This is a genomic window from Pseudomonas syringae group sp. J309-1 (assembly GCF_032582135.1).
Taxonomy (GTDB): Bacteria; Pseudomonadota; Gammaproteobacteria; order Pseudomonadales; family Pseudomonadaceae; genus Aquipseudomonas; species Aquipseudomonas quasicaspiana.
This window is the reverse complement of the sequence record NZ_JAWHNU010000010.1, coordinates 80628-103535: the sequence shown is the minus strand read 5'-3', so window position 1 is coordinate 103535 and position 22908 is coordinate 80628. Positions and strand designations below refer to the sequence as shown.

The 22908-nt window shown below is 57.0% G+C and carries 21 protein-coding genes; 7 read left to right on the top strand and 14 right to left on the bottom strand.

Annotation, left to right across the window (positions count from 1 at the left end; translation table 11 throughout):
* Positions 1-51: 51 nt before the first annotated feature.
* The 6 genes from RX972_RS08450 to RX972_RS08425 all read right to left on the bottom strand — a co-directional run bounded on the left by RX972_RS08450 (position 52) and on the right by RX972_RS08425 (position 4413).
* A complete protein-coding gene (locus RX972_RS08450; RefSeq protein WP_099270821.1) occupies positions 52-906 on the bottom strand; it encodes an alpha/beta hydrolase in 855 nt (284 codons plus the stop codon).
* On the bottom strand, positions 903-1700 hold the full coding sequence (locus RX972_RS08445; protein WP_099270820.1) for an alpha/beta fold hydrolase: 798 nt from the start codon (positions 1698-1700) through the stop codon (positions 903-905). The genes RX972_RS08450 and RX972_RS08445 overlap by 4 nt, the downstream gene beginning before the upstream one ends.
* Before the next feature lie 118 nt (positions 1701-1818).
* The gene (locus RX972_RS08440) at positions 1819-2262 is read right to left on the bottom strand and encodes a hotdog fold thioesterase (protein WP_027897938.1); all 444 of its coding nucleotides are present in this window, start codon (positions 2260-2262) and stop codon (positions 1819-1821) included.
* A gap of 305 nt (positions 2263-2567) precedes the next feature.
* Positions 2568-3023 carry a phosphohistidine phosphatase SixA gene (sixA, locus tag RX972_RS08435; protein WP_099270819.1) on the bottom strand — a complete coding sequence of 152 codons (456 nt, stop codon included), beginning with the start codon at positions 3021-3023 and terminating at the stop codon, positions 2568-2570.
* The gene (locus RX972_RS08430) at positions 3020-3364 is read right to left on the bottom strand and encodes a DUF4389 domain-containing protein (protein ID WP_027897936.1); all 345 of its coding nucleotides are present in this window, start codon (positions 3362-3364) and stop codon (positions 3020-3022) included. Before RX972_RS08430 ends, sixA begins: the two co-directional genes overlap by 4 nt.
* Before the next feature lie 23 nt (positions 3365-3387).
* The gene (locus tag RX972_RS08425; protein ID WP_122708780.1) at positions 3388-4413 is read right to left on the bottom strand and encodes an NAD(P)H-dependent glycerol-3-phosphate dehydrogenase; all 1026 of its coding nucleotides are present in this window, start codon (positions 4411-4413) and stop codon (positions 3388-3390) included.
* Between the two features lie 1024 nt (positions 4414-5437).
* Between RX972_RS08425 and RX972_RS08420 the strand changes: the two genes are divergently transcribed.
* From RX972_RS08420 to RX972_RS08395, 6 genes are all read left to right on the top strand, one after another.
* Entirely contained in the window at positions 5438-6298 is an 861-nt protein-coding gene (locus tag RX972_RS08420) for an ABC transporter substrate-binding protein (protein WP_316873995.1), read from the top strand.
* Positions 6295-8223, top strand: a complete 1929-nt coding sequence (locus RX972_RS08415) for a response regulator (RefSeq protein WP_316873994.1) — start codon at positions 6295-6297, stop codon at positions 8221-8223. Before RX972_RS08420 ends, RX972_RS08415 begins: the two co-directional genes overlap by 4 nt.
* Positions 8224-8443: 220 nt before the next feature.
* Entirely contained in the window at positions 8444-8959 is a 516-nt protein-coding gene (gene fabA / locus RX972_RS08410) for a 3-hydroxyacyl-[acyl-carrier-protein] dehydratase FabA (RefSeq protein WP_027898655.1), read from the top strand.
* Positions 8960-8970: 11 nt separating this feature from the next.
* The gene (gene fabB / locus RX972_RS08405) at positions 8971-10191 is read left to right on the top strand and encodes a beta-ketoacyl-ACP synthase I (RefSeq protein ID WP_027898654.1); all 1221 of its coding nucleotides are present in this window, start codon (positions 8971-8973) and stop codon (positions 10189-10191) included.
* 140 nt (positions 10192-10331) lie between these two features.
* Positions 10332-10733 (top strand): OsmC family protein, encoded by a 402-nt coding sequence (locus tag RX972_RS08400; RefSeq protein WP_316873992.1) that lies wholly within the window; start codon positions 10332-10334, stop codon positions 10731-10733.
* Between the two features lie 17 nt (positions 10734-10750).
* The gene (locus RX972_RS08395) at positions 10751-11602 is read left to right on the top strand and encodes a pirin family protein (RefSeq protein WP_316873990.1); all 852 of its coding nucleotides are present in this window, start codon (positions 10751-10753) and stop codon (positions 11600-11602) included.
* A 121-nt stretch (positions 11603-11723) separates the two neighbouring features.
* On the opposite strand, the gene RX972_RS08390 is transcribed toward RX972_RS08395, so the two are convergent.
* The 3 genes from RX972_RS08390 to RX972_RS08380 all read right to left on the bottom strand — a co-directional run bounded on the left by RX972_RS08390 (position 11724) and on the right by RX972_RS08380 (position 14889).
* Complete coding sequence (locus RX972_RS08390) at positions 11724-12455, bottom strand: dienelactone hydrolase family protein (RefSeq protein ID WP_316873988.1); 732 nt, start codon at positions 12453-12455, stop codon at positions 11724-11726.
* Positions 12456-12539: 84 nt separating this feature from the next.
* Positions 12540-14444, bottom strand: coding sequence for a molecular chaperone HtpG (htpG, locus tag RX972_RS08385; protein ID WP_027898650.1), 1905 nt, complete (start codon positions 14442-14444; stop codon positions 12540-12542).
* Between the two features lie 169 nt (positions 14445-14613).
* Positions 14614-14889 (bottom strand): hypothetical protein, encoded by a 276-nt coding sequence (locus RX972_RS08380; protein ID WP_316873985.1) that lies wholly within the window; start codon positions 14887-14889, stop codon positions 14614-14616.
* A 145-nt stretch (positions 14890-15034) separates the two neighbouring features.
* On the opposite strand from RX972_RS08380, the gene RX972_RS08375 reads away from it, so the two are divergent.
* Positions 15035-15292 carry a hypothetical protein gene (locus RX972_RS08375; RefSeq protein ID WP_087267897.1) on the top strand — a complete coding sequence of 86 codons (258 nt, stop codon included), beginning with the start codon at positions 15035-15037 and terminating at the stop codon, positions 15290-15292.
* 122 nt (positions 15293-15414) lie between these two features.
* Here the strand turns inward: RX972_RS08375 and brnQ are convergent, their stop codons facing one another.
* The 5 genes from brnQ to odhB form a co-directional block, all read right to left on the bottom strand.
* Positions 15415-16728, bottom strand: coding sequence for a branched-chain amino acid transport system II carrier protein (gene brnQ, locus RX972_RS08370; RefSeq protein ID WP_316873984.1), 1314 nt, complete (start codon positions 16726-16728; stop codon positions 15415-15417).
* Between the two features lie 1080 nt (positions 16729-17808).
* Positions 17809-18693: a succinate--CoA ligase subunit alpha gene (gene sucD / locus RX972_RS08365; RefSeq protein WP_027900900.1), complete on the bottom strand. Its 885-nt coding sequence runs from the start codon at positions 18691-18693 to the stop codon at positions 17809-17811.
* Positions 18693-19859, bottom strand: coding sequence for an ADP-forming succinate--CoA ligase subunit beta (gene sucC, locus RX972_RS08360; RefSeq protein ID WP_032629164.1), 1167 nt, complete (start codon positions 19857-19859; stop codon positions 18693-18695). Before sucC ends, sucD begins: the two co-directional genes overlap by 1 nt.
* Before the next feature lie 188 nt (positions 19860-20047).
* Positions 20048-21484 carry a dihydrolipoyl dehydrogenase gene (lpdA, locus tag RX972_RS08355; protein ID WP_027900898.1) on the bottom strand — a complete coding sequence of 479 codons (1437 nt, stop codon included), beginning with the start codon at positions 21482-21484 and terminating at the stop codon, positions 20048-20050.
* A gap of 173 nt (positions 21485-21657) precedes the next feature.
* Entirely contained in the window at positions 21658-22893 is a 1236-nt protein-coding gene (odhB, locus tag RX972_RS08350; protein WP_027900897.1) for a 2-oxoglutarate dehydrogenase complex dihydrolipoyllysine-residue succinyltransferase, read from the bottom strand.
* Positions 22894-22908 lie beyond the last annotated feature (15 nt).

The window sequence follows — 22908 nt, the reverse complement described above, 5'->3', positions numbered from 1 at the left end:
TGATTGATTCCTGTTTCAACTCGCCCAGCCTCGGCAGTTGCCCCTCGCAAGTCAAGGCGTAGCGAAGAAGCGATTGAAACAGTCTGCAACAGCGCCTGCCCCGGCTTCGTCGTTCAAATGCAGATGATGGCCTCCTGACAGGCTCGCCACCTCAAAAGGCAGCCTTGAAAGCAGCGATTCGTTCTGTGCCAGCAACCCTTGAGAAGCTACTACCAAATGTGTCGGACAGCGGATTGCCTCGACGAATGCCGTGGCTTGCTCACGGGTTATGCGAATCGCAGACGGCAGAGTCAGCCGTCCGTCACTGCGCCAGGTGTAACCGCCCGGAACCGGCATCAGGCCGCGCTGGGCCAGCAATTCGGCGGCTTCACGGCTAACGGCGACTGCACCTTTCATTCGCGCGCAAATAGCTTGCTCCTGATCGGGGTAAACCGGTTTGCGCTTGTTGACCAGACGCAGTTGCGCCTGCAATGACTTGCCCAGTTGCCCGGGCGCATTATCAGCATCGCCCGTCGGGGGAATCAGCCCGTCAATCAAGGCCAGTCGCGAAACACGCTCTGGCACCGCTGCGGCGAGGAACACGGATATGATTGCACCCAGAGAATGACCGAGTAGCGAAAACTGCTGCCAGCCCAGTTGCTCGGCGACTTGCAGCACATCGTGAACGTAGTCCGCCAGCGCATAACCTGCACCCGGCGGCCGGTGACTGGAATGACCATGCCCCGCCAGGTCCAGCGCAACGATGCGCAAGCCGTCAAGCCGTGGCGCCAGACGCGCAAAGCTATTGGCATTGTCGAGCCAGCCATGCAGCGCAATCACCGGCTGGCCGTCTTCGGGACCATACAAGTGGGCAGCCAGTTCGATATGCGGCAAGCTCAGGCGGACTTCCTCCACAGAATGGCTCATACCCCAGCGCCTGCGGTCCAGCGGCTGAACAGCGATTTGAGCAACTGTGCCGTCGCCTCCGGTTGCTCGAGTGGAAACATATGGCCACCGGGCATCGACAGATATTCCCCCAGCGGCATGCGCCTGACAGAACGTGCATGATGGCGCATCACAACGCGACTGTGCTCACCACGGACCATTGCCAGCGGGAGTTTGAGCTGGCGGGAAAGACCGGGGCTGGTGTGCGGCACACTGCGGTAAATACTGATTTCCGTGGCAGCGTCGAAACGTAGCCGTAGCTGTTCGCCGTCGCTCTGCAAACCATGCTGCAGATAGGCGTCGAAACACTCGGGATCGAAGCGGCGGAACAGGGTTTTGCCGGAGAAGTAACGACGCGCCGACTCAAGATCTGCAAACGCCTCGCGACGTCCCAGCGTGCGTCCGGCCGGGGTAATGCGGTCAATGAAACCAAATCGTTTGGCGGCGCGGATCATCCATTGATCAGCCAGAGTCAGCACTGGCGAATCGAGCATGACGACGCCGCGATAAAGCTCAGGACAGCGCATCGCGGCGTGCAAGTGCAATACGCCACCCAGAGAATGACCCACTCCCCATACGGGTTCGGGCTGCTCGCGCAAATGGTGAATCAGCTCGTCCACCAGATTCAGCCAGTTATCATCCACCGGAAAACGCGGGTCGTGGGCATGTTGCTCCAGGTGGCTCACGATGTAGTCCGGCGCCAGCGCGGAAAACAGTTTGCCGTAGGTGCCTGACGGAAAACCGTTGGCGTGAGCGAAGAACACCTGTTGCGACATGCCGGAGCACTCATTGAACCAGATCAGTGGTGATTGTGCGCAATGAGCCGATCACTCGGCAATGATCGTAACGGCCATCGAACATGACGATCCGGCCACCGCCCGGCACAACAGGCATCTAGCGTGCGGGAGGTTCCTGCCCCAGCGGTACAACCGCAACAGTCAGCCGGGAGATGCAACTGGCCTTGCCCTCCTCGCTGGTCAAACGGATATCCCAGACATGGGTGGTGCGACCGATGTGTACCGGGTGCGCCACGGCCGTCACCCGACCACTGCGCACGCCACGCAGGTGATTGGCGTTGACCTCGATGCCGACACAGAAATACTTGCTGGTATCGATGCACAGATAGCTGGCCGAAGAACCCAGCGATTCTGCGAGCACCACCGACGCACCGCCATGCAGCAGGCCGTAAGGCTGATGAGTCCGCTGGTCGACCACCATGCTGGCGGTCAGGGAGTTCTCGGTGAATGATTCGAAACGAATATCGAGCAGTTCAAGAATGGTGTTTTTACTCTTGGCATTGAGTTGCTCAAGGTCCGGAGTTTCGTGCCACAGGCTCATAGTCAATCCTTGTCATGAAGCGCTCGAACGCTGAGCGCCGGGAGTTCATCTGCCTTGCTGTTATCACACAAAATGCAATCGAATGTTTTGTGTAGGAGATTGCTCTGTGCCCTGACACAGCGCTGTCGCGAAGCAAACACGGCCCCTGTAGGAGTGAGCTTGCTCGCGATTCGATTTCAGGGTTAACGAATTTATCGCATTAACTGAAGCTATCGCGAGCAAGCTCACTCCTACATAGCCCTGAGTTTGCAGATAGACAGCGCGGTGTCAGGGCAAAGGGCAATCTCTTATCAAGATAGCAATAATCAAACGTGCCGAACGCTCAACAACTCCATCGTTCCGGCCAGTGCAAAGTCACCTTTCAATTCCGCCAGACTGGCCGTACTCATTGGCTGAGATTGTTGATGACTGCCGTGCACCGCAAGACCGATAAGGGCCCCCACCAACGGTTGATGGCTGACCAGCAACACATCCTCGGCGGCATAAGCGTCCAGTTGAGCAAGCACCTTGCCTGGATCACTTTCCGGAACAAGCCACGGCACTGTGACCACGGGCTCACTGAAACCCAATGCCTTATGTACCAACTCGGCGGTCTGCTGCGCCCGCACATAGGGACTGGCGAAGATTCGCGTCAGAGGCTTACCCAACAGGTGAGCTGCACTTTGCAGCACCTCCTCACGACCATGGCCTGTCAGCTCGCGTTGCGCGTCACTGCGCGCATGCGCCTGCGCTTCACCGTGACGCAGCACCCATACCTTCACAGCTTGGGCTCCTCATCACGCACCGGGTGCGCGGCAGGAGGAACACTGTGTGGCGTTTCGCCTTCCGGCGCACGAGGGGTCGGCCAGTCAGCAAACGGCCAGGGTTTCTGATCACTGTGGAACGTGCCGAAACGGCCGATCTGCGCAAGAAACTGGCTCAGGCTGTCACCGAAATTCATCAGGCTGCCACTCGGTGCCCCGTAGATCAGGCGATAACCCAGCTGGACCAGCACCACGCCTGCCAGCAGCAGTTCAGCCAATTGCCAGATCACCACGAACAGCACCATCCAGAGGATGCGCAATAAAATGGACTCATCTTGCTTGATTTTGGACTCGTTCAAGATCTTCTCCCTGTATGAGTGTTTCAGTTGAAACCGGTGATGGAGATGAAGTCCACATCCGTTTTCGGCTCGGCACGCATCAACTGCTCTATGACCTGACTCAGCGTACGGCCCTCGAAAAGAATTGCATGCAGGCCCGCGACCAGTGGCATATATACCTGCAGCTCATCAGCCTTGACCTTGAGTACTTTGAGGGTATTGACCCCTTCGGCGACTTCACCGAGCCGATTGACCGCCTCTTCAAGACTCAGGCCCTGCCCCAGCGCAAAACCCACCTGATAATTGCGACTCTTCGGAGAAGAGCAGGTCACGATCAGGTCACCGACGCCCGCCAGCCCAAGAAAGGTCATGGGGTTGGCACCCTGGCTGACCGCAAAACGGGTCATTTCCGCCAGCGCGCGGGTGATCAGCATGCTCTTGGTGTTTTCGCCCATGTCCAGCGCTACTGCCATACCGGCGATGATCGCGTAGACGTTTTTCAGCGCCCCGCCCAGCTCTACACCAAAGCGGTCGTTGCTGGCGTAAACCCTGAACGTCCTGCCGTGCAGCACCTCCTGAACCTGCATACAGAGGTCTTCGTCTTCGCTGGCGACCACAGTTGCAGTCAGTGCATGCTCGGCAATTTCTCGCGCAAGATTGGGGCCGGACAGCACGCCAATACGGGCTTGAGGCGCAATGTCTTCGATGATCTGGCTCATCAGTTTGAAGCTCTGCGCTTCGATGCCTTTGGTCAGGCTGACCAGCATCTTGCCGGTCAGACGCTCTACATGCGGCGCAAGTACGCTGCGCAGCGCGCTCGATGGCAGGGCGACAAAAACCAGTTCGCATTCATCCAGCGTCGCCGCCAGGTCTGTGACTGGTTCAACCAGAGGCAGGATTTTAATGCCTTTGAGGTAGCGAGGGTTCTCGCGATTGACACGAATGGCCTCGGCCTGCTCGGGGTCGCGCATCCATTGACGGACGGGACGGCCATTCTCCGCCAGCAAGTTGGCCACTGCGGTACCGAAGCTGCCGCCACCTAGAACCGCAACAGGTTGCTGTGTGGTCATAAATACATCCATTTAGAGCCATCTCATCTGGCGATGGCGGCATTATACGGAGCATGGCGATGGCGGCCAGTGACAACGTTCATTGCCAGGTGGTTCTTGGTTGTTGAGGCCAACATTTTTGATGCTGTTTACATATCCGTTATCGTGTTGATGGCTGATATTGGTTGCGCTTTTACAGCGCCTCACTTTTGATAGAGCGCAAAAGTAAGCAAAACGCTCTTGCCCCACCACTCGGCACCTCGCTGGTGCTCGGTGTACCCGCCCGCAGATCCTGAACCGTGGGCCGCCGCAACGGGCCATCCATGGCCCAATGCGGCTAACCCGGCGTCCTGCCGGGTTACCCACGGTTCAGAATCTGCGTTCGGCCAGCGTGGTTTAACGGGGCGCCTCAGATCAACATCAAAAGCGCGGCGGCCTGACAGCCGACCTGATTGTGTGGGTTTGCCGGGCATCTGTAGGAGCTGCCGAAGGCTGCGATGCGGTGTGTCAGACGATGTATTCATTGGCTGTGGTGACGTCTCGCGAACAAGTTCGCTCCTACCGGCCAGGGGTGCTATCGCTGTATTCGCTTTGCTTTTGATCTGCTTTTGATCTTAAGCGCCCCGTTAAACCACGCCGGCCGGAATTCGACATTGCTGCGTGGGGCAAACCGGCAGGGATGCCGGTTTAGCCGCCTCAGGCCATGGATGGCCGGTGGCGGCGGCCCCACGCAGCAATGTCGGATTACGGGCATGCCGAGCGACAGCGAGGCACCCAGTGGTGGGCAAGAGCGCTTTGGTTACTTTCGCGCTCTTCGAAAGTGACGCGCTGTAAAAGCGCAACCAATATCAGCCGTTACCGCAATAACGGATATACACACAAAAACTACTACACCAAAAACCACCCAACCACACCCCGCGTGGCAATAAGCCGTGTCTCGGTTAACATGCCGGGCATGAATAGAGCGGTAACCGGACGAACACGTATGGACACGCCTGTGGCTTTCTCGAGCAGACTTCTGCGCTGCACTGCAATCGCGGCACTCATGTGGGTGAACTGCGCCACGGCGTCCGCTGCCGATATTTTGCTGACCGCCGCCAGAACCAGCCCGGGCATCCAGAACTTTTTGACCGAGCTGAGCCAGCGCCGCCCGAACGACCAGATACGTTTTATCGAAACCGACAAAATGCCGTCCCCCGGCAAAGTCAGCGAACACACCCGACTGGTGCTGCTGGACACCGCAAGCCTGGACTGGCGACTAAGCGACAGCGAAGGCCCGAGGACGCTGGTACTGCGCGTCAGTCGAATCCAGGCCCATGAACGACTGGGTGAAAAGCGCCCTCCTACGTTAAGCCTGCTGTGGAGCGATCCGCCGGTGACACGCCAACTGCTGCTGATCCGGCACCTGCTGCCCGAAGCCAGACAGATCGGCGTACTGTTCAATAATCGAAGCCAGTTCCTGCTAAAAGAATTGCGTCATGCGGCACTGGCCATGGGATTACGGGTGATATCCCAGCCGTGGACACCCAGTGCAGAAAACCAGTCACTGCAGAACCTGCTGATCCGCAGCGACGTATTGCTGGGACTTGATGACCCGGACCTGTACAACGCCAAAACCGCCAAGAACCTGTTGCTCAGCAGCTATGCTCATCAACAGGCACTGCTTGGCCCCAATGCATCATTTGTCAAAGCGGGCAGCCTGGCGAGTACTTACAGCGATGAAATAGATTGGCTGGACACCCTTGACGCTCTGCTCGACAAAACGCCCGAGCAATGGCCCCGGGCGCAGTATCCGCGACACTTCAAAGTCATGAGTAATCCACGCGTGGCCCAGTCCCTTGGCATTATCGCCATCGACGATGCAGCAGTGACCATCAGCCTGAGTCAGGCGGAGCAGCGCCCATGAAGGTTCGTCGTCACTGGGACATCAACACCCGCACACAGATGATCAGTCTCGGTCCCGCGCTACTGCTGACGCTGTTGCTGATCTGCTTCTTTACCTTCGTGCGCATTCAGGATCTGCGCCAGGAACTCAATCACACGGGGCAGTTGATCGCCAACCAGTTGGCACCCGCATCGGAATATGGCGTGATTGTCGGTAACGATGAAGTCCTCAAAAGCCTGATGCGCGCGACGCTATCGACGCCTCACGTGCGCTTTATCGAAGTTCAGGACAGCCTTAACAAGGTATTGGTGTATGTCGAGCAACCCGGTGGCCCTGGAACGCACCCCAAGCAGGTAGAGATATTTCAGGCGCCGATTCGCTCGCAGCAGATCAGGCTGGGCAAGGATTTCCTCGGCAACCATGATGACACCGTCAGCGCGGCTCAGGATTATCTGGGTCGGGTGCTGGTCGGTATGTCCAACGAAGCTTTCAGCGAGCGTCAGCAGGAAATCCTGCTCAAGGCCGGCATTCTTGCGCTGTTCGCATTGCTGTTCACGTTCATTCTCGCAAGACGCCTCGCCTCAAGCCTTTCGCAACCCATCAGTGCAATGGGCGAGGCGGTAAAAGCGATCCAGCAAGGCGATTACCGGACACCGTTGCCCGTACCTGACGACGCGGAGCTGGGTGATCTGGCGCGCCACATCAACAATCTTGCGGCGAACCTGGACAAGGCCAGCCGTGAACAGCAGCGCTTCATTGATCAATTGATTCAGGCCCGCGAAGAAGCGGAACGCGCCAACGGCGCAAAGTCGGACTTTCTGGCGATGATGAGCCACGAACTGCGCACGCCCATGAACGGTGTACTGGGCATGTTGCAGTTGATGGAAACAACGCAGATGACTGAAGAGCAGACCGAATACGCGGCGCTCGCCACCGAATCCACAGAGCATCTGTTACGAGTGATCAACGACATCCTGGACTTTTCCCGTTTCGAGCGGCAATCGCTGGAAATGGAAAACATCGCTTTCAATGTCGCGGATCTGGTCAGCACCTCGAGTCAGGCCTTCAGTCACGACGCGCAGCAACGCAATCTGTTACTGCAATTGCATATCCAGCCCGGGCTTGATCAGTTGCGGGTGCAAGGCGACCCGACCCGTATCCGGCAGATTCTGGTCAATCTGATCGGCAACGCGCTTAAATTTACCGAGCGTGGCAGCGTTGATATTGAGGCTGAATACGAATCGCTGGATGAGGGGCGCATTTTGTTCGCATGCCACGTGCGTGACAGCGGGATCGGTATTCATCACGACCGTCTGGAATCGATGTTCGACGCTTTTCAGCAAGCTGACAGCTCGATCTCCAGACGTTACGGAGGCACGGGACTGGGCCTGCCCATCGCTCGCACATTGGCCGAACGTATGGGCGGAACGCTGCGCGCGCAAAGCACAGAGGGGTCAGGTTCGCTGTTCAGCCTGGAAATCCCGATGGCCCTCGTGCGCGAAACCGTCGACGCGCCAGACAGCACTGAATCCGCAGTGGACACCGATGGTGAGCAACGTAACGTGTTGCTGGTCGAAGACAACGAGGTCAACTGCGCGGTGATTCGCGCCATGCTGCACAACCTCGGTTATCAGGTGGCCGTCGCCAGAGACGGCGCACAAGCAGTCAGCATGGCTGGCAGCGGACAATATGCAGCGATTTTCATGGATTGCCGACTGCCGGTCATGGACGGCTACGAGGCCACGCGCCACATTCGACAATTACCCGGTCTGAGTCAGGTACCGATCATCGCTCTCACCGCCAATGCGTTGCAGGGTGACCGCGACGCCTGTTTACAGGCGGGGATGAGCGACTACCTGGCGAAACCCTTCAAACGTACTGATTTACAGCAGGTTTTGCATAAATGGATTTCCTTTCGGGCAACTGTGACTGGCGATAATTGTTAAATTGCGGCAGTCTTGTCCGCTAAATCGACCTTCGTGGTCGGCTGGATGGCAAATTTCAGTGCACAAGTGTACTTTCATTTCCCTTGTGCTGTGACTTTCACTACAACGCAATAGTCTATGAGTAGGCTGCCGGCAGACCCCTGGCGAGTCAGCCGGCCAGGACTGGCTTCCGGGTCACACGATACCCCGCCCTGCCGCACGAGATTATTGAGGAGCTCGCATGACCAAACAAAACGCCTTTACCCGGGAAGACTTGCTGCGCTGCAGTCGCGGTGAGCTATTCGGCCCAGGTAACGCGCAACTGCCCGCCCCTAACATGCTGATGGTCGATCGGATCACTCATATCAGCGAAGAGGGTGGCAAGTACGGCAAAGGTGAATTGGTCGCTGAGCTGGATATCAATCCGGACCTGTGGTTCTTCGCCTGTCACTTCGAAGGTGACCCGGTAATGCCGGGCTGCCTTGGCCTTGATGCCATGTGGCAGCTGGTTGGCTTTTTCCTCGGCTGGCAGGGTCTGCCAGGCCGTGGTCGCGCACTGGGTTCGGGGGAAGTAAAGTTCTTCGGCCAGGTTTTGCCGACCGCCAAAAAAGTCACCTATAACATCCAGATCAAACGCGTCCTCAAGGGCAAGCTGAACCTGGCCATCGCTGATGGTTCGGTCACTGTCGACGGGCGCGAAATCTACACCGCCGAAGGCCTTCGCGTCGGCGTATTCACCTCCACTGACAACTTCTAAGGGTTATCCGCATGCGCCGCGTCGTTATCACTGGTCTGGGCATCGTTTCGTGCCTGGGCAATGACAAAGAGACCGTCTCCGCCAACCTGCGTGCAAGCCGCCCTGGCATCCGTTTCAATCCGGAATATGCCGAAATGGGTCTGCGTAGCCAGGTTTCCGGCTCCATTGACCTCAACCTTGAAGAGCTGATCGATCGCAAGATCTTTCGCTTCGTGGGTCACGCGGCAGCTTATGCCTACCTGGCCATGAAAGACGCCATCACTGATTCGGGCCTCACCGAGGAGCAAGTCTCCAATCCGCGTACCGGCCTGATCGCTGGCAGCGGTGGTGCATCGACCCTGAACCAGATGGAAGCGCTGGATATCCTGCGCGAAAAAGGCGTCAAGCGCGTTGGCCCGTATCGCGTTACTCGGACCATGAGCAGCACGGTTTCCGCTTGTCTGGCTACGCCATTCAAGATCAAGGGCCTGAACTACTCCATCGCCTCTGCCTGCGCCACCAGTGCTCACTGCATTGGCACCGCCATGGAACAGATTCAGATGGGCAAGCAGGACATCGTGTTTGCCGGTGGTGGTGAAGAGGAGCACTGGAGCCAGTCGTTCCTGTTCGACGCCATGGGCGCACTGTCCAGCAAGCGCAATGACACCCCGGAACAGGCTTCCCGCGCTTACGACGCAGACCGTGATGGCTTCGTCATCGCTGGCGGTGGCGGCATGGTCGTTGTAGAAGAGCTGGAACATGCTCTGGCTCGCGGTGCCAAGATCTACGCTGAAATCGTGGGCTACGGCGCTACTTCCGACGGCTACGACATGGTCGCGCCGAGCGGCGAAGGTGCAATCCGCTGCATGCAGATGGCCCTGTCCACCGTTGAAGGCCCGATCGACTACCTGAACACTCACGGCACTTCGACTCCGGTCGGCGACGCCAAAGAGATGGAAGGCGTTCGTGAAGTGTTCGCTGGCAAGGCTCCGGCCATCAGCTCCACCAAGAGCTTGTCGGGTCACTCCCTGGGCGCCGCAGGCGTTCACGAAGCGATCTACTGCATGCTGATGATGGAAGGCAACTTCATCGCGGGTTCGGCCAACATCGACGAACTGGACCCGGTTGTCGCTGACATGCCGATCCTGCTCAAGACCCAGGAAGATGCAAAGATCGACCAGGTCATGAGCAACAGCTTCGGCTTCGGTGGCACCAACGCTACCCTGGTCATGAAGCGCTGGCAGGGCAAGTAACTCCGCCCATGCTGTAGATGCAGTGTCAGTTGTGTAAAAAGGCGCCTTTGGAGGCGCCTTTTTTTATGAGCACCGATTTTATAGGCCGAGTAAACACTATGCGGGTAGGATATTTTCCTTTACCTACAGCCGAGGCCGCCATGTCTATCATCGTCAGCACTGTTAGCCCTGCCGGGTTTCGCCACAAGATCGACATCAACCAGCAGCACGAAGTGTTCACTGACCTGCCTGTCGAGCTGGGTGGCGAAAACTCCGCGCCCTCCCCCCATGATTACTTCGATGCAGCCCTGGCCTCGTGCAAGACACTGACCGTAAAGTTGTACGCGAAGCAGCATGACATCCCGTTGACAGGCGTCACCGTCAAGGTCACTCACGACGACAGTGAGGAAAGACAGGCAAAGTACCGCCTGAACGTAGAACTCTCCCTGGAAGGGGCTCTCAGCGAACAACAGCGCACGGTATTGCACCGCATCGCGGATCGCTGCCCCGTCCATAAGCTGATGACCACCGCCGAGATCACTATCAACACCCAACTGGTCTGACTGCCGAGAACCGCCTGATGCTTACCATCAAACCCCGCACCGAAGACGTGGAAGGCCAGCCCATCCTGCGCCCCCTGCCCTCAGCCAGGTGCCGCAGTGTCGGCCCGTTTGTATTTTTCGATCACATGCTGGAAACGGAATATGCGCCGGGCAAAGGCATTGATATTCGCCAACACCCGCATATTGGCCTGTCGACGCTGACGTATCTGTTCGAGGGCCGGCTCCTGCACAAGGACAGCCTCGGCAGCGATCAGCAAGTGACGCCAGGCGACGTCAGCTGGATGACCTCCGGCGCAGCCATCGCACACATCGAGCGCACGCCTGCCGACCTCATGGCCAGCGGCTCGCGCATGCACGGTCTACAGGTGTGGCTGGCTTCGCCCAAGCCACATGAGCAGGGCGAAGGTCATTACAGCCTTCACCCGGCCATCAGTCTGCCGGTGACTGACAACCCTGGTATTCAGATAAGGATGATTGCGGGGACCGGTTTCTGCCTGACCTCCCCGGTGCCGGTGCTGTCGCCGACGCTCTATGCCGAGCTGCACATGCAAAACGCGACGACTTTGCTCATCCTTGATGAACATGAAGAACGTGCGCTGTATGTGCTCAGCGGTGAAGCGTCAGTGGACGGCGAAGCAGTGGAAGCCAGAACATTGGTGGTTCTGGAGCCAGGCAAAGAAGTGAATCTGTGTGCGGAGAGTGAGTGTCACGCGGTGCTGATTGGCGGCGCACCACTGGATGGGCCACGGCGCATGAACTGGAATTTCGTCGCCAGTGATCAGGAACTGATCGAACAGGCAAGAACCCGCTGGGCAGCCGGAGACTGGCCGACAGTGCCTGGGGAGATTGGCAGGATTGAGTTGCCGTAGAAAACCTGTGGGAGCTGAGCTTGCTCGCGATAAAGCTGGACGCGATTCACTTTAGATCGCGGAGTCCTTATCGCGAGCAAGCTCCGCTCCCACAGGGATCAATCAAGTCCGCAAGACCGTGTCAGCCTTTGAACACTTCATCCAGCAGGTTATGCATCGACACGAAGGCGCGCTTGGCGGTCTTTTCGTCGTACTGCATCATGCCCGGCGTTTGTGCGTGAGGGTCGGTGAACGAATGCACGGCCCCGCCGTAGCTCAGCAACTGCCAGTCCACACCCGCAGCATTCATTTCGGCTTCGAAAGCTGGCAATTGCTCTTTCGGCACCAATGGATCCGACGCACCGTGCAGTACCAGCACCGCACCCTTGATGTTTTTCGCATCAGCCGGGTTCGGCGTATCCAGCGTGCCGTGGAACGACACAGCTGCTTTCAGGTTAGCGCCGGTACGCGCCAGCTCAAGGGAGCAGCAACCGCCGAAACAGAAACCGAAAGTAGCGACTTTATCAGCGTCAACCGGTGCGTCCGTCTGGGCCAGCAATTGATCCAGTGCAGCCTGCATACGCTTGCGCAGCAGCGCACGGTCATCCTTGAGCGGCATCATCGCAGCGCCAGCCTCATCGTTGTTCTGCGGGCACGTACCTTGACCGTAAAGGTCGGCCAGGAACACTACATAACCCTGCTCTGCTACCGCCTGTGCAATTTTCTCGGCGCCTTCGGTGACACCCATCCAGTTTGGGGCCATCAACAGACCGGGACGTGACGAAGCGTCACCCGAGTCGAATACCAAACGGCTCTCGAAAGGTTGACCGTCGATCTGGTACACCACTGAACTCACGGAAACGTTGCTGCTCATCGTTGACTCCTCAAGTAATGAAAGACAAATGGGTGGAGCACAATCAGAAAACCCGCCGAAGCGGGTTTTCTTTGACTCGGAATATTAAACCGACAACTCGACCAATAACTTGTTCAGACGGCGCACGTAAGCCGCCGGGTCCTTCAAGCTATCACCGGCCGCAAGCGCAGCCTGATCGAACAGGATGTGCGACAGGTCACCAAAGCGCTCTTCACTCTGCTCGGCATCCAGCTTGCCGATCAGCGGATGCGCCGGGTTGAATTCGAAGATTGGCTTGGAGTCCGGAACCTTCTGCCCGCTGGCTTCGAGAATCTGACGCATCTGCAAGCCAAGGTCGGCCTCGCCAATGGCCAGGATCGCTGGAGAGTCAGTCAGACGATGAGAAACCCGGACTTCGCTGACAGATTCGCCCAGCGCCGCTTTCAAACGCTCGATCAGGCCTTCTTTATCCTTGGCGATTTCTTCCTGAGCTTTCTTGTCCTCTTCGGAATCAAGCTTGCCCAGATCCAGATCACCACGTGCCACATCAACAAAACCTTTGCCATCGAAATCGCTGAGGTAGCTCATCAGCCACTCATCGATACGGTCGGTGAGCAGCAACACTTCGATGCCTTTCTTGCGGAAGACTTCAAGGTGCGGGCTGTTCTTGACCTGTGCGTAGGTTTCACCGGTGAGGTAGTAAATCTTGTCCTGACCTTCCTTGGCGCGAGCCAGATATTCGGCCAGAGAAACGACTTGCTCGCCGCCCTCTTCGTGAGTCGAAGCGAAACGCAGCAGACCTGCAATTTTCTCTTTGTTGGCGAAGTCTTCTGCCGGGCCTTCTTTCATGACCTGACCGAAGTTTTTCCAGAAGCCTTTGTATTGCTCAGGCTCGTTTTTCGCCAGTTTTTCCAGCATGTCCAGGACACGCTTGGTCAACGCCGATTTCATTGAATCGATGATCGGGTCTTTCTGCAGAATTTCACGGGAAACGTTCAGGGACAGGTCATTGGAATCGACCACGCCTTTGACGAAGCGCATGTAAAGCGGCAGGAACGACTCAGCCTGATCCATGACGAACACGCGCTGAACGTACAGCTTCAGGCCACGCGGCGCTTCACGCTGATACAGGTCGAACGGCGCACGAGCAGGCACGTACAACAGCGAGGTGTATTCCAGCTTGCCTTCAACCTTGTTATGGCTCCAGCTCAGCGGGTTCTCGAAGTCGTGCGCGACGTGCTTGTAGAACTCCTGATACTCCTCGTCCTTCACCTCGGTGCGAGGACGGGTCCAGAGCGCGCTGGCGCGGTTGACGGTTTCCCACTCGAGAGCCGGAGCTTCTTCGCCTTCGGCAGCAGCGGATTCTTTCGGCAGCTCGATTGGCAACGCGATGTGGTCGGAGTATTTCTTGATGATGTTGCGCAGACGGTAGCCGTCCGCAAACTCGTCTTCACCGCTCTTCAGGTGCAGAACGATACGAGTACCGCGCTCGGCCTTCTCGACGTTGGCAACTTCAAACTCGCCTTCGCCTTTGGAAGACCAGTGCACGCCTTCGCTGGCAGGTGTGCCAGCGCGACGGCTGAATACTTCAACCTGATCGGCAACGATGAAGGCCGAATAGAAGCCCACACCGAACTGACCGATCAAGTGCGAATCTTTTTTCTGATCGCCAGACAGGTTTTTCATGAAATCGGCGGTGCCGGACTTGGCGATGGTCCCCAGGTGGGTGATCACATCGTCACGGTTCATACCGATACCGTTGTCTTCCAGCGTGACGGTTTTCGCTTCCTTGTCGAAGCTCACGCGAATTTTCAGCTCAGCGCCGCCTTCGAGCAGGTCCGGTTTGGACAGTGCTTCGAAGCGCAGTTTATCGACGGCGTCAGAGGCGTTAGAGATCAACTCGCGAAGGAAGATTTCCTTGTTGGAATACAGCGAGTGGATCATGAGGTGCAGCAGTTGCTTCACCTCGGTCTGGAAGCCCAGGGTTTCCTTTTGAGTTTCCACACTCATGGTCATCAAACTCCAATCAGATGGCATAAGCCGCCAGACACAAGCCGGAACCGGTGTCTGGCGGCGGGTTGTCATCAAAGTGGGGGCTGGGTCTCGGATTTCAAGGGCTTACCTGATTCGATCGACAAGTCGTCAATTTTCAAATGCACTCGCACCGTGGCAACCAGCTCTACAGCGAGGGCGCGCAGCGACCGCGACATTCATCATCCGGATCAATGGCGAGCGCGCTCACAGGGAAGACAATTGCACTTGAGACAGGCGCGCATAACCCCAGCATCGGCCCACCTATGATTTTCTCGGAATAAGCCAGCGCCCGCGTGATGCCATTTGTGTACACACCGATTAACAGCAATACAGACGCCTGACAGTGGCCAATCCAGAAAGAAAAAACGCTGACACGCTCAAACACGGGGCTTTCACCCGTCAGGCTCACAACCTCTTTCATATTTTCATCAAAGTTAATGTGATATCCCGCAGCCCGCGTGATTGTGCGCCTGGCATACACATCCAACTCGCGAAAAAAGAGTTGGAACTTAACTTAATCCGCAAGGCTCTTAGGCTCGTAGATATTCAATAAGGAGAAACACCCCATGCGCAATACTTTAGCTTATGCCTTGATGCTCTCTGCCACCTTGGGCCTTGCCGCTTGCGACAAGAAATCCGAGAACACTCAACAAGATGCGAACAAAGCCGCTCAAGAATCTCAGGAGTCGATGCAAAAGGCTCAGGACAAAGTGAACGACGCGGCTAAAGAAAGTCAGGAAGCCGCTCAGAAGAATGCCGAGGCGGACGCACAGCGCGCCCAGGAAGCTGGCAAGACGACTCAAGATCCAGCGACTACCAAGTAAGCCGAAAAGTTTCCCCGACTTTTCATATAATAAAGCCCGCCATGAGCGGGCTTTATTAGTTACGAGTTTAATACACTCGCCGGTCGATATTTTTCTGAACGTTTATCACACGCCATTAAACATCAGGCCAACGCCTCGTTGCGCTTGCCGATAATCCGGTCGCAGACAAATGCTACGCACAGAACAATGACGGCCGGGATCAGCCAGGCCAACCCCTGATCGCTAAGGGGCAAGTTGCTCAAGGCATGAGGCAGGTAATCTTTGAAACCGGCGCCTTTGATCGCATCAATCAGACCGAACACAAACGCCACCAACATCACCGGCGCAACGATACGAGCCTGGGAATACCAGAAGTTTTTGCAGAAACTCAGCGCGACCAGAACGATGCAGGGCGGATAGATCGCCGTCAGTACCGGAATCGAGAACAGAATCAGTTTGGTCAGACCCAGATTGGAAACCAGCAACGAGAACGCTGCCAGAATTATCACCAGGGTTTTGTACGACAATGGCAGTACCTTGGCGAAATACTCGGCACAGGCGCACGTCAGGCCCACGGCGGTGACCAGACAGGCCAGCGAGATAAGCACCGCAAGGAAACCGCTCCCCAGCGAACCGAAGGTATGCTGCACGTAGGCATGCAACACCGCCGCGCCGTTACTCGCTCCTGCTGCAACGGCATGGCTGCCAGAACCCAGACGGAACAGACTGATGTAAACCAGTGCCAGCCCTACCCCGGCAATCAAACCGGCAATGATCGCGTAACGGGTAATCAGACGTGGCGACTCGACGCCTCTTGAGCGAATGGCGTTGACGATGACAATGCCGAACACCAGTGCACCCAGGGTATCCATGGTCAGGTAGCCATTGATAAAGCCTTGGGAAAACGGTGCTGCGACATAGGCGGGCTCAGCGACACCGATGTCTCCTGCGGGCAGTGCGAAAGCTGCAATCCCAAGCACCGCCAACGCGATTATTTTGAGCGGTGCAAGGAAGCGCCCTACTGTGTCCAGCAATCGACCTGGGTAAAACGACACCCACAGCACAATCAGGAAATACACGAGGCTGTAGAGAAACAACGCTGTGGCACTGTCTCCAGTCAGCGACGCAAGCCCGACTTCGAACGATACAGTCGCCGTGCGCGGTGTGGCGAACAGTGGCCCTACAGACAGATAGCAAACTGCGGCGAGGATACTGCCAGCGACCTTGCCGATGGGGCTACTGAGCGCATCCATTGCGCCACCGACCTTGGCCAGCGCGATGACGGTGACGACGGGCAGACCGACTGCCGTGACCAGAAAGCCTAACGCGGCCATCCACACATTCGGCCCGGCCTGCAGGCCTACGATGGGTGGGAAGATGATGTTGCCAGCCCCTACGAACAGGGCAAACGTCATGAAACCCAGTGCCAGGATGTCCTGACCTTTCAACACTTTCATTGAGAAAACCACACTTCAGAATCGGAATTGGAGGGCGACTTCCCGTTGAGTGGGGGAAATTCATGCCGGTCCTTTTAGGACGAGCCGCTGTGCGGCGGCTCCTTGTGAGACCCGCGATGCACAAAATGGCGGCTAGCCTAACCAATTTGCGTGTTTATTGCACTAATAGAGGGCGAAGCGGCCGATGAACGCACGGTTGGGGGTCGAAGTGTCGACATCAATTTCCATGTCGGGATTTTGTGTACATATCCGTTGCAGCGTTATGGCTGATATTGGTTGCGCCCTTACGGCGCCTCACTTTTGATAGAGCGCAAAAGTAAGCAAAACGCTCTTGCCCCACCACTGGGTCCCTCGCTGGCGCTCGGCATACCCGTAATCCGACATTGCTGCGTGGGGCCGCCGCCACCGGCCATCCATGGCCTGAGGCGGCTAAACCGGCATCCCTGCCGGTTTACCCCACACAGCAATGTCGAATTCCGGCCGGCGTGGTTTAACGGGGCGCTTAAGATCAAAATCAAAAGCAGAGCAGATCAAAAGCAGAGCGAAACGAAAACAGAGGGATCGCCTCGGACCGGTAGGAGCGAGTTCGCGAGACGTCACCACAACCAACGCATTCGACGTCTGGCAAACCGCTTCGCAGCCTTCGGCAGCTCCTACAGAAAATCGGTAAGTTCACAAATCAGGTCGGCTGTCAGGCCGCCGCGCTTTTGATTTTGATCTTGGGCGCCCCGTTAAACCACGCTGGCCGAACGCAGATTCTGAACCGTGGGCAACCCGGCAGGACGCCGGGTTAGCCGCATTGGGCCATGGATGGCCCGTTGCGGCGGCCCACGGTTCAGGATCTGCGGGCGGGTACACCGAGCACCAGCGAGGTGCCAAGTGGTGGGGCAAGAGCCTTTTGCTTACTTTTGGGCTCCTTTCAAAAGTGAGGCGCTGTAAAAGCGCAACCAATACAAGCAGTTACCGAATACCAGATATGCCCACAATCCAAATACGAGAAGATATATCACCCACTCCACAACGCACAAAGGCCACCCGAAGGTGGCCTTTGTGTAGTCGGTCAATCAAATAAGCAGATGCTTATTTTTTGACTTCCCAACCAGTCAGCTCAGCCAAAGCCTTGCCGATATCTGCCAGCGAACGCACGGTTTTAACACCTGCGTCTTGCAGCGCAGCGAATTTCTCGTCTGCAGTGCCTTTGCCGCCAGAAATGATTGCGCCAGCATGGCCCATGCGCTTGCCCGGAGGAGCAGTCACACCAGCGATGTAGGAAACAACCGGCTTGGTCACGTGTGCCTTGATGTAGGCAGCCGCTTCTTCTTCAGCCGAACCGCCGATCTCACCGATCATCACGATCGCTTCGGTCTTCGGGTCTTCCTGGAACAGCTTCAGGATGTCGATGAAGTTGGAGCCAGGGATCGGGTCACCACCGATACCAACACAGGTCGACTGACCGAAACCGGCGTCAGTGGTCTGCTTAACAGCTTCGTAAGTCAGGGTGCCGGAACGCGACACGATGCCTACTTTGCCTGGCAAGTGAATGTGACCTGGCATGATGCCGATCTTACACTCGCCCGGAGTGATAACGCCTGGGCAGTTTGGACCGATCAGGACCACACCCAGCTCGTCACACTTGACCTTGGCTTCCAGCATGTCGATGGTCGGAATGCCTTCGGTGATGCAGACGATCAGCTTGATGCCGCCGAACGCTGCTTCAAGGATGGAGTCCTTGCAGAACGGTGCTGGAACGTAGATAACCGAAGCAGTTGCGCCGGTTTTGTCTACTGCTTCTTGCACAGTGTTGAACACTGGCAGGTTCAGGTGAGTAGTGCCACCTTTGCCTGGAGTCACGCCGCCAACCATTTTGGTGCCGTAGGCAATGGCTTGCTCGGAGTGGAAAGTACCCTGCGAACCAGTGAAGCCCTGGCAGATTACTTTGGTGTCTTTATTGATCAGGACGCTCATTACTTGCCCTCCGCAGCTTTGACAACTTGTTGAGCAGCGTCGGTCAGGCTGGTAGCCGCGATGATGTTCAAACCGCTTTCTGCCAGTACTTTAGCGCCCAGTTCAGCGTTGTTACCTTCAAGGCGAACAACAACCGGGATTTTCACGCCGACTTCTTTCACTGCACCGATGATGCCTTCGGCAATCATGTCGCAACGAACGATGCCGCCGAAGATGTTGACCAGAACTGCAGCGACGTTGGTGTCGGACAGAATGATCTTGAACGCTTCGGTAACGCGTTCCTTGGTTGCACCACCGCCTACGTCGAGGAAGTTGGCTGGCTTGCCGCCATGCAGGTTGACGATGTCCATGGTACCCATGGCCAGGCCAGCACCGTTGACCATGCAGCCGATGTTACCTTCCAGTGCCACGTAGTTCAGTTCGAACTTGGCAGCGTGGGCTTCGCGCGGATCATCTTGCGATGGATCGTGGAAAGCCTTCAGCTTTGGCTGACGGTACATGGCGTTGGCGTCGATGTTGATCTTGGCGTCGAGGCAGTGCAGATCGCCGTCAGCCTTGATGACCAGCGGGTTCACTTCCAGCAGGGCCAGATCGTGGTCCTGGAACAGCTTGGCCAGACCGGTGAAGATCTTGGCGAACTGGGAAACCTGCTTGCCTTCCAGACCCAGCTGGAATGCCAGATCGCGACCCTGGAATGGCTGAGCGCCAACCAGTGGATCGATCGTGGCCTTGAGGATTTTCTCAGGAGTGTCGTGAGCGATCTTCTCGATGTCCACGCCACCTTCGGTGGAAGCCATGAACACGATACGACGGCTGGAACGATCCACTACAGCGCCGAGATACAGCTCTTTAGCGATGTCGGTGCAGGATTCAACCAGGATCTTGGTCACTGGCTGACCGTTGGCGTCAGTCTGGTAAGTTACCAGACGCTTGCCCAACCATTGCTGGGCGAACGCTGCAGCGTCTTCTTTGCTGCGAACCAGCTTTACGCCGCCCGCTTTACCGCGACCACCCGCGTGAACCTGGGCTTTGACAACCCACTCGGTCCCGCCAATTTTATCGCAAGCTTCTGCTGCTGCTTCCGGGGTGTCTACTGCGTAGCCTTTGGATACTGGCAGACCGTACTCAGCGAACAGCTGCTTACCCTGATACTCGTGAAGATTCATGCTTATTACCGTCTTCGTTAGGTACTGCGCATTCGGTGCTGCACGTCTGGCGTGCCGCACCACCTGTGACCGATACCCCGGGCAATCCCTTCAGGGAGAGTCCGGAGGTCGAGTCCGGCGGACATTCCGCGGTGAGTCTTGCTCGCAAGGCTCACGACGGGCAGTCCGTCGTGGTTTCTCTTGTTGTCTTAACGCTTCTTGCGGTTCTGGATGTGGATGGCACCGCCATTCACGGCCAGAGCAGCTTCATGCAATGCTTCGGAAAGCGTCGGATGGGAGAAGACCATCATGCCGATGTCTTCGGCACTGCTGCCGAATTCCATCGCGATCGCGCCCTGCTGTACCAGCTCGGCAGCGCTAGGACCAATAACGTGAACGCCCAGAACACGGTCAGTCTTGGCGTCGGCAATGATCTTGACGAAGCCGCCCGTGTCGTTGGCTGCCATGGCACGGCCGCTGGCTGCGAACGGGAAGGTGCCGACGTTAACTTCAACGCCTTCGCTCTTCAAGGTCTGTTCGGTTTTACCCACCCATGCGATTTCCGGGTGCGTATAGATGACCGAAGGAATCAGATTGTAGTTCATCTGAGCCTTATGGCCCTTGATGCGCTCGACAACCATGATGCCCTCTTCAGAAGCCTTGTGGGCCAGCATCAGACCACGAACCACGTCGCCGATGGCGTAAACGCCAGGAACGCTGGTGGTGCAGTAGTCATCAACGTAGATGAAACCACGCTCATCCAGGTCCACGCCGCTGTCGGAAGCGAGCAGATCAGTCGTCACAGGACGACGACCAACGGCCACGATCAGGCGGTCGAAAGTGATCGACTGCTCGCCCGCTGCGTCGGTGTAGCTGACCACAACTTCTTCGCCTTCGACTTTCGAACCGGTGACGCGAGCGCCCAGCTTGATGTCCAGGCCTTGCTTGGTGAAGGTCTTCAGGGCTTCTTTGGAAACAGCTTCGTCAGCGGCAGGGATGAATTTCTCCAGCGCTTCCAGAACAGTAACCTGAGCCCCCAGACGAGCCCATACGGAACCCAGTTCCAGGCCGATAACGCCAGCGCCGATCACGCCCAGACGTTGTGGAACCTGTTGGAATTCCAGAGCGCCAGTCGAATCAACGATGACTTTCTGATCGACCGGAGCCGGTGGAATGTCAATCGGACGCGAACCGGAAGCCAGGATCACGTGATCCGCTTCGATGATTTCAACAGTGCCATCAGCAGCGGTCAGCTCGACTTTCTTGCCGGCCAGCAGTTTGCCGTGGCCTTGCAGAGTGGTCACGCCATTGGCTTTGAACAGGCTGGCAACGCCGCCGGTCAGGCCTTTGACGATGTTGGCTTTGCGGCCAACCATGGCCGGCACGTCCATGCTGACTTCGGAAGTCGAAATACCATGGATCGAGAAGCCATTTTTGGCTTCATAGAACTTCCAGGAGCTGTCCAGCAGCGCCTTGGACGGAATGCAACCCACGTTCAGGCAAGTACCGCCAAGGGCCAGCTTGCCCTCCTTGTCCTGATACTTCTCGATGCAGGCAGTCTTGAGACCAAGTTGCGCAGCCTTGATGGCGGCAACATAACCGCCAGGGCCTGCGCCAATCACTACCACGTCGAATTTCTGGGACATAACAAAGAGTTCCTCTTTAGCTGCGAGCTTTAAGCTACAGGCTGCAAGCTGGCCTGTGATGTATTACAGACGAGCGTTGCAACCTGTTCATTAGGATGTAGCGACGGCCAAAGCTTCAGCGCCAAACTGCTTTTACTTGCAGCTTGACGCTTGCGGCTTGCAGCTGTCGTGAATCAGATATCCAGCAGCAGACGAGCTGGATCTTCCAGCAGGTTCTTGATGGTCACCAGGAACGTCACAGCTTCTTTACCATCGATCAAACGGTGATCGTAGGACAGAGCCAGGTACATCATTGGACGAATCACAACCTGACCATTGACCGCCATCGGGCGCTGAATGATGTTGTGCATGCCCAGAATGGCCGCTTGTGGCGGGTTGACGATCGGCGTCGACATCATCGAACCAAAAGTACCACCGTTAGTGATGGTGAAGGTACCACCGGTCATTTCGTCGATGGACAGCTTACCGTCACGGGCTTTCTTGCCGAAGGTAGCGATGCCGCCTTCGATTTCAGCCAGGCTCATCTGCTCTGCGTTACGCAGAACCGGAACCACCAGACCACGGTCGCTGGAAACCGCAACACCGACGTCGGCATAGCCGTGATAAACGATGTCGGAACCGTCGATCGATGCGTTGACTGCCGGGAAGCGTTTCAGCGCTTCGGTAGTAGCCTTGACGAAGAACGACATGAAGCCCAGGCGTACGCCATTGTTGGACTTCTCGAACAGGTCCTTGTACTTCGAGCGCAGCGCCATGACTTCAGTCATGTCGACTTCGTTGAAAGTGGTCAGCATCGCCATGTTCGATTGAGCTTCAACCAGACGCTTGGCAACGGTGGCACGTACGCGAGTCATCGGTACGCGCTTCTCGGTGCGGTCGCCAGCAGCGACGACTGGAGCAGCGGCAGCGGCTGGCTTGGCGGCAGGTGCAGCAGCAGGCGCGGACTTCTTGGCTTCAACAGCAGCAACCACGTCTTCCTTGGTCACACGGCCGTCTTTACCAGTGCCTTTGACGCTGGCGAGGTTGATGCCGTTTTCTTCAGCCAGTTTGCGAGCAGCAGGAGCAGCAACCGAATCTTCGTCGCCAGCAGCTGGAGCAGCGGCCGGGGCAGCTGCTTGAGCCGGAGCAGCAGCAGGTGCAGCAGCGGCAGCCGGAGCAGCAGATGCAGTAGCGCCACCGTCCAGAGTTGCGATCAGCTCGTTGGAGAGGACGATTTCGCCCTCGCCTTTCACGATCGATGCCAGCACGCCGTCAGCTTCAGCCAGTACTTCGAGGACAACTTTGTCAGTCTCGATGTCAACCAGCAGCTCGTCACGTTTTACCGCTTCGCCCGGCTGTTTGTGCCACTTGGAAATGGTGCCGTCGGCAACTGATTCCGGGAAAGAGGGGGCTTTGATCTCGATAGCCATTATCTGTAATTCCTT

Bases quoted from the DNA above. Each gene is read 5' to 3' on its own strand.
- RX972_RS08450 (WP_099270821.1), bottom strand. From the start codon at position 906: ATGAGCCATTCTGTGGAGGAAGTCCGCCTGAGCTTGCCGCATATCGAA.
- RX972_RS08445 (WP_099270820.1), bottom strand. From the start codon at position 1,700: ATGTCGCAACAGGTGTTCTTCGCTCACGCCAACGGTTTTCCGTCAGGC.
- RX972_RS08440 (WP_027897938.1), bottom strand. From the start codon at position 2,262: ATGAGCCTGTGGCACGAAACTCCGGACCTTGAGCAACTCAATGCCAAG.
- RX972_RS08425 (WP_122708780.1), bottom strand. From the start codon at position 4,413: ATGACCACACAGCAACCTGTTGCGGTTCTAGGTGGCGGCAGCTTCGGT.
- RX972_RS08420 (WP_316873995.1), top strand. From the start codon at position 5,438: ATGTGGGTGAACTGCGCCACGGCGTCCGCTGCCGATATTTTGCTGACC.
- RX972_RS08415 (WP_316873994.1), top strand. From the start codon at position 6,295: ATGAAGGTTCGTCGTCACTGGGACATCAACACCCGCACACAGATGATC.
- fabA (WP_027898655.1), top strand. From the start codon at position 8,444: ATGACCAAACAAAACGCCTTTACCCGGGAAGACTTGCTGCGCTGCAGT.
- fabB (WP_027898654.1), top strand. From the start codon at position 8,971: ATGCGCCGCGTCGTTATCACTGGTCTGGGCATCGTTTCGTGCCTGGGC.
- RX972_RS08400 (WP_316873992.1), top strand. From the start codon at position 10,332: ATGTCTATCATCGTCAGCACTGTTAGCCCTGCCGGGTTTCGCCACAAG.
- RX972_RS08395 (WP_316873990.1), top strand. From the start codon at position 10,751: ATGCTTACCATCAAACCCCGCACCGAAGACGTGGAAGGCCAGCCCATC.
- RX972_RS08390 (WP_316873988.1), bottom strand. From the start codon at position 12,455: ATGAGCAGCAACGTTTCCGTGAGTTCAGTGGTGTACCAGATCGACGGT.
- htpG (WP_027898650.1), bottom strand. From the start codon at position 14,444: ATGAGTGTGGAAACTCAAAAGGAAACCCTGGGCTTCCAGACCGAGGTG.
- RX972_RS08380 (WP_316873985.1), bottom strand. From the start codon at position 14,889: ATGAAAGAGGTTGTGAGCCTGACGGGTGAAAGCCCCGTGTTTGAGCGT.
- RX972_RS08375 (WP_087267897.1), top strand. From the start codon at position 15,035: ATGCGCAATACTTTAGCTTATGCCTTGATGCTCTCTGCCACCTTGGGC.
- brnQ (WP_316873984.1), bottom strand. From the start codon at position 16,728: ATGAAAGTGTTGAAAGGTCAGGACATCCTGGCACTGGGTTTCATGACG.
- sucD (WP_027900900.1), bottom strand. From the start codon at position 18,693: ATGAGCGTCCTGATCAATAAAGACACCAAAGTAATCTGCCAGGGCTTC.
- sucC (WP_032629164.1), bottom strand. From the start codon at position 19,859: ATGAATCTTCACGAGTATCAGGGTAAGCAGCTGTTCGCTGAGTACGGT.
- lpdA (WP_027900898.1), bottom strand. From the start codon at position 21,484: ATGTCCCAGAAATTCGACGTGGTAGTGATTGGCGCAGGCCCTGGCGGT.
- odhB (WP_027900897.1), bottom strand. From the start codon at position 22,893: ATGGCTATCGAGATCAAAGCCCCCTCTTTCCCGGAATCAGTTGCCGAC.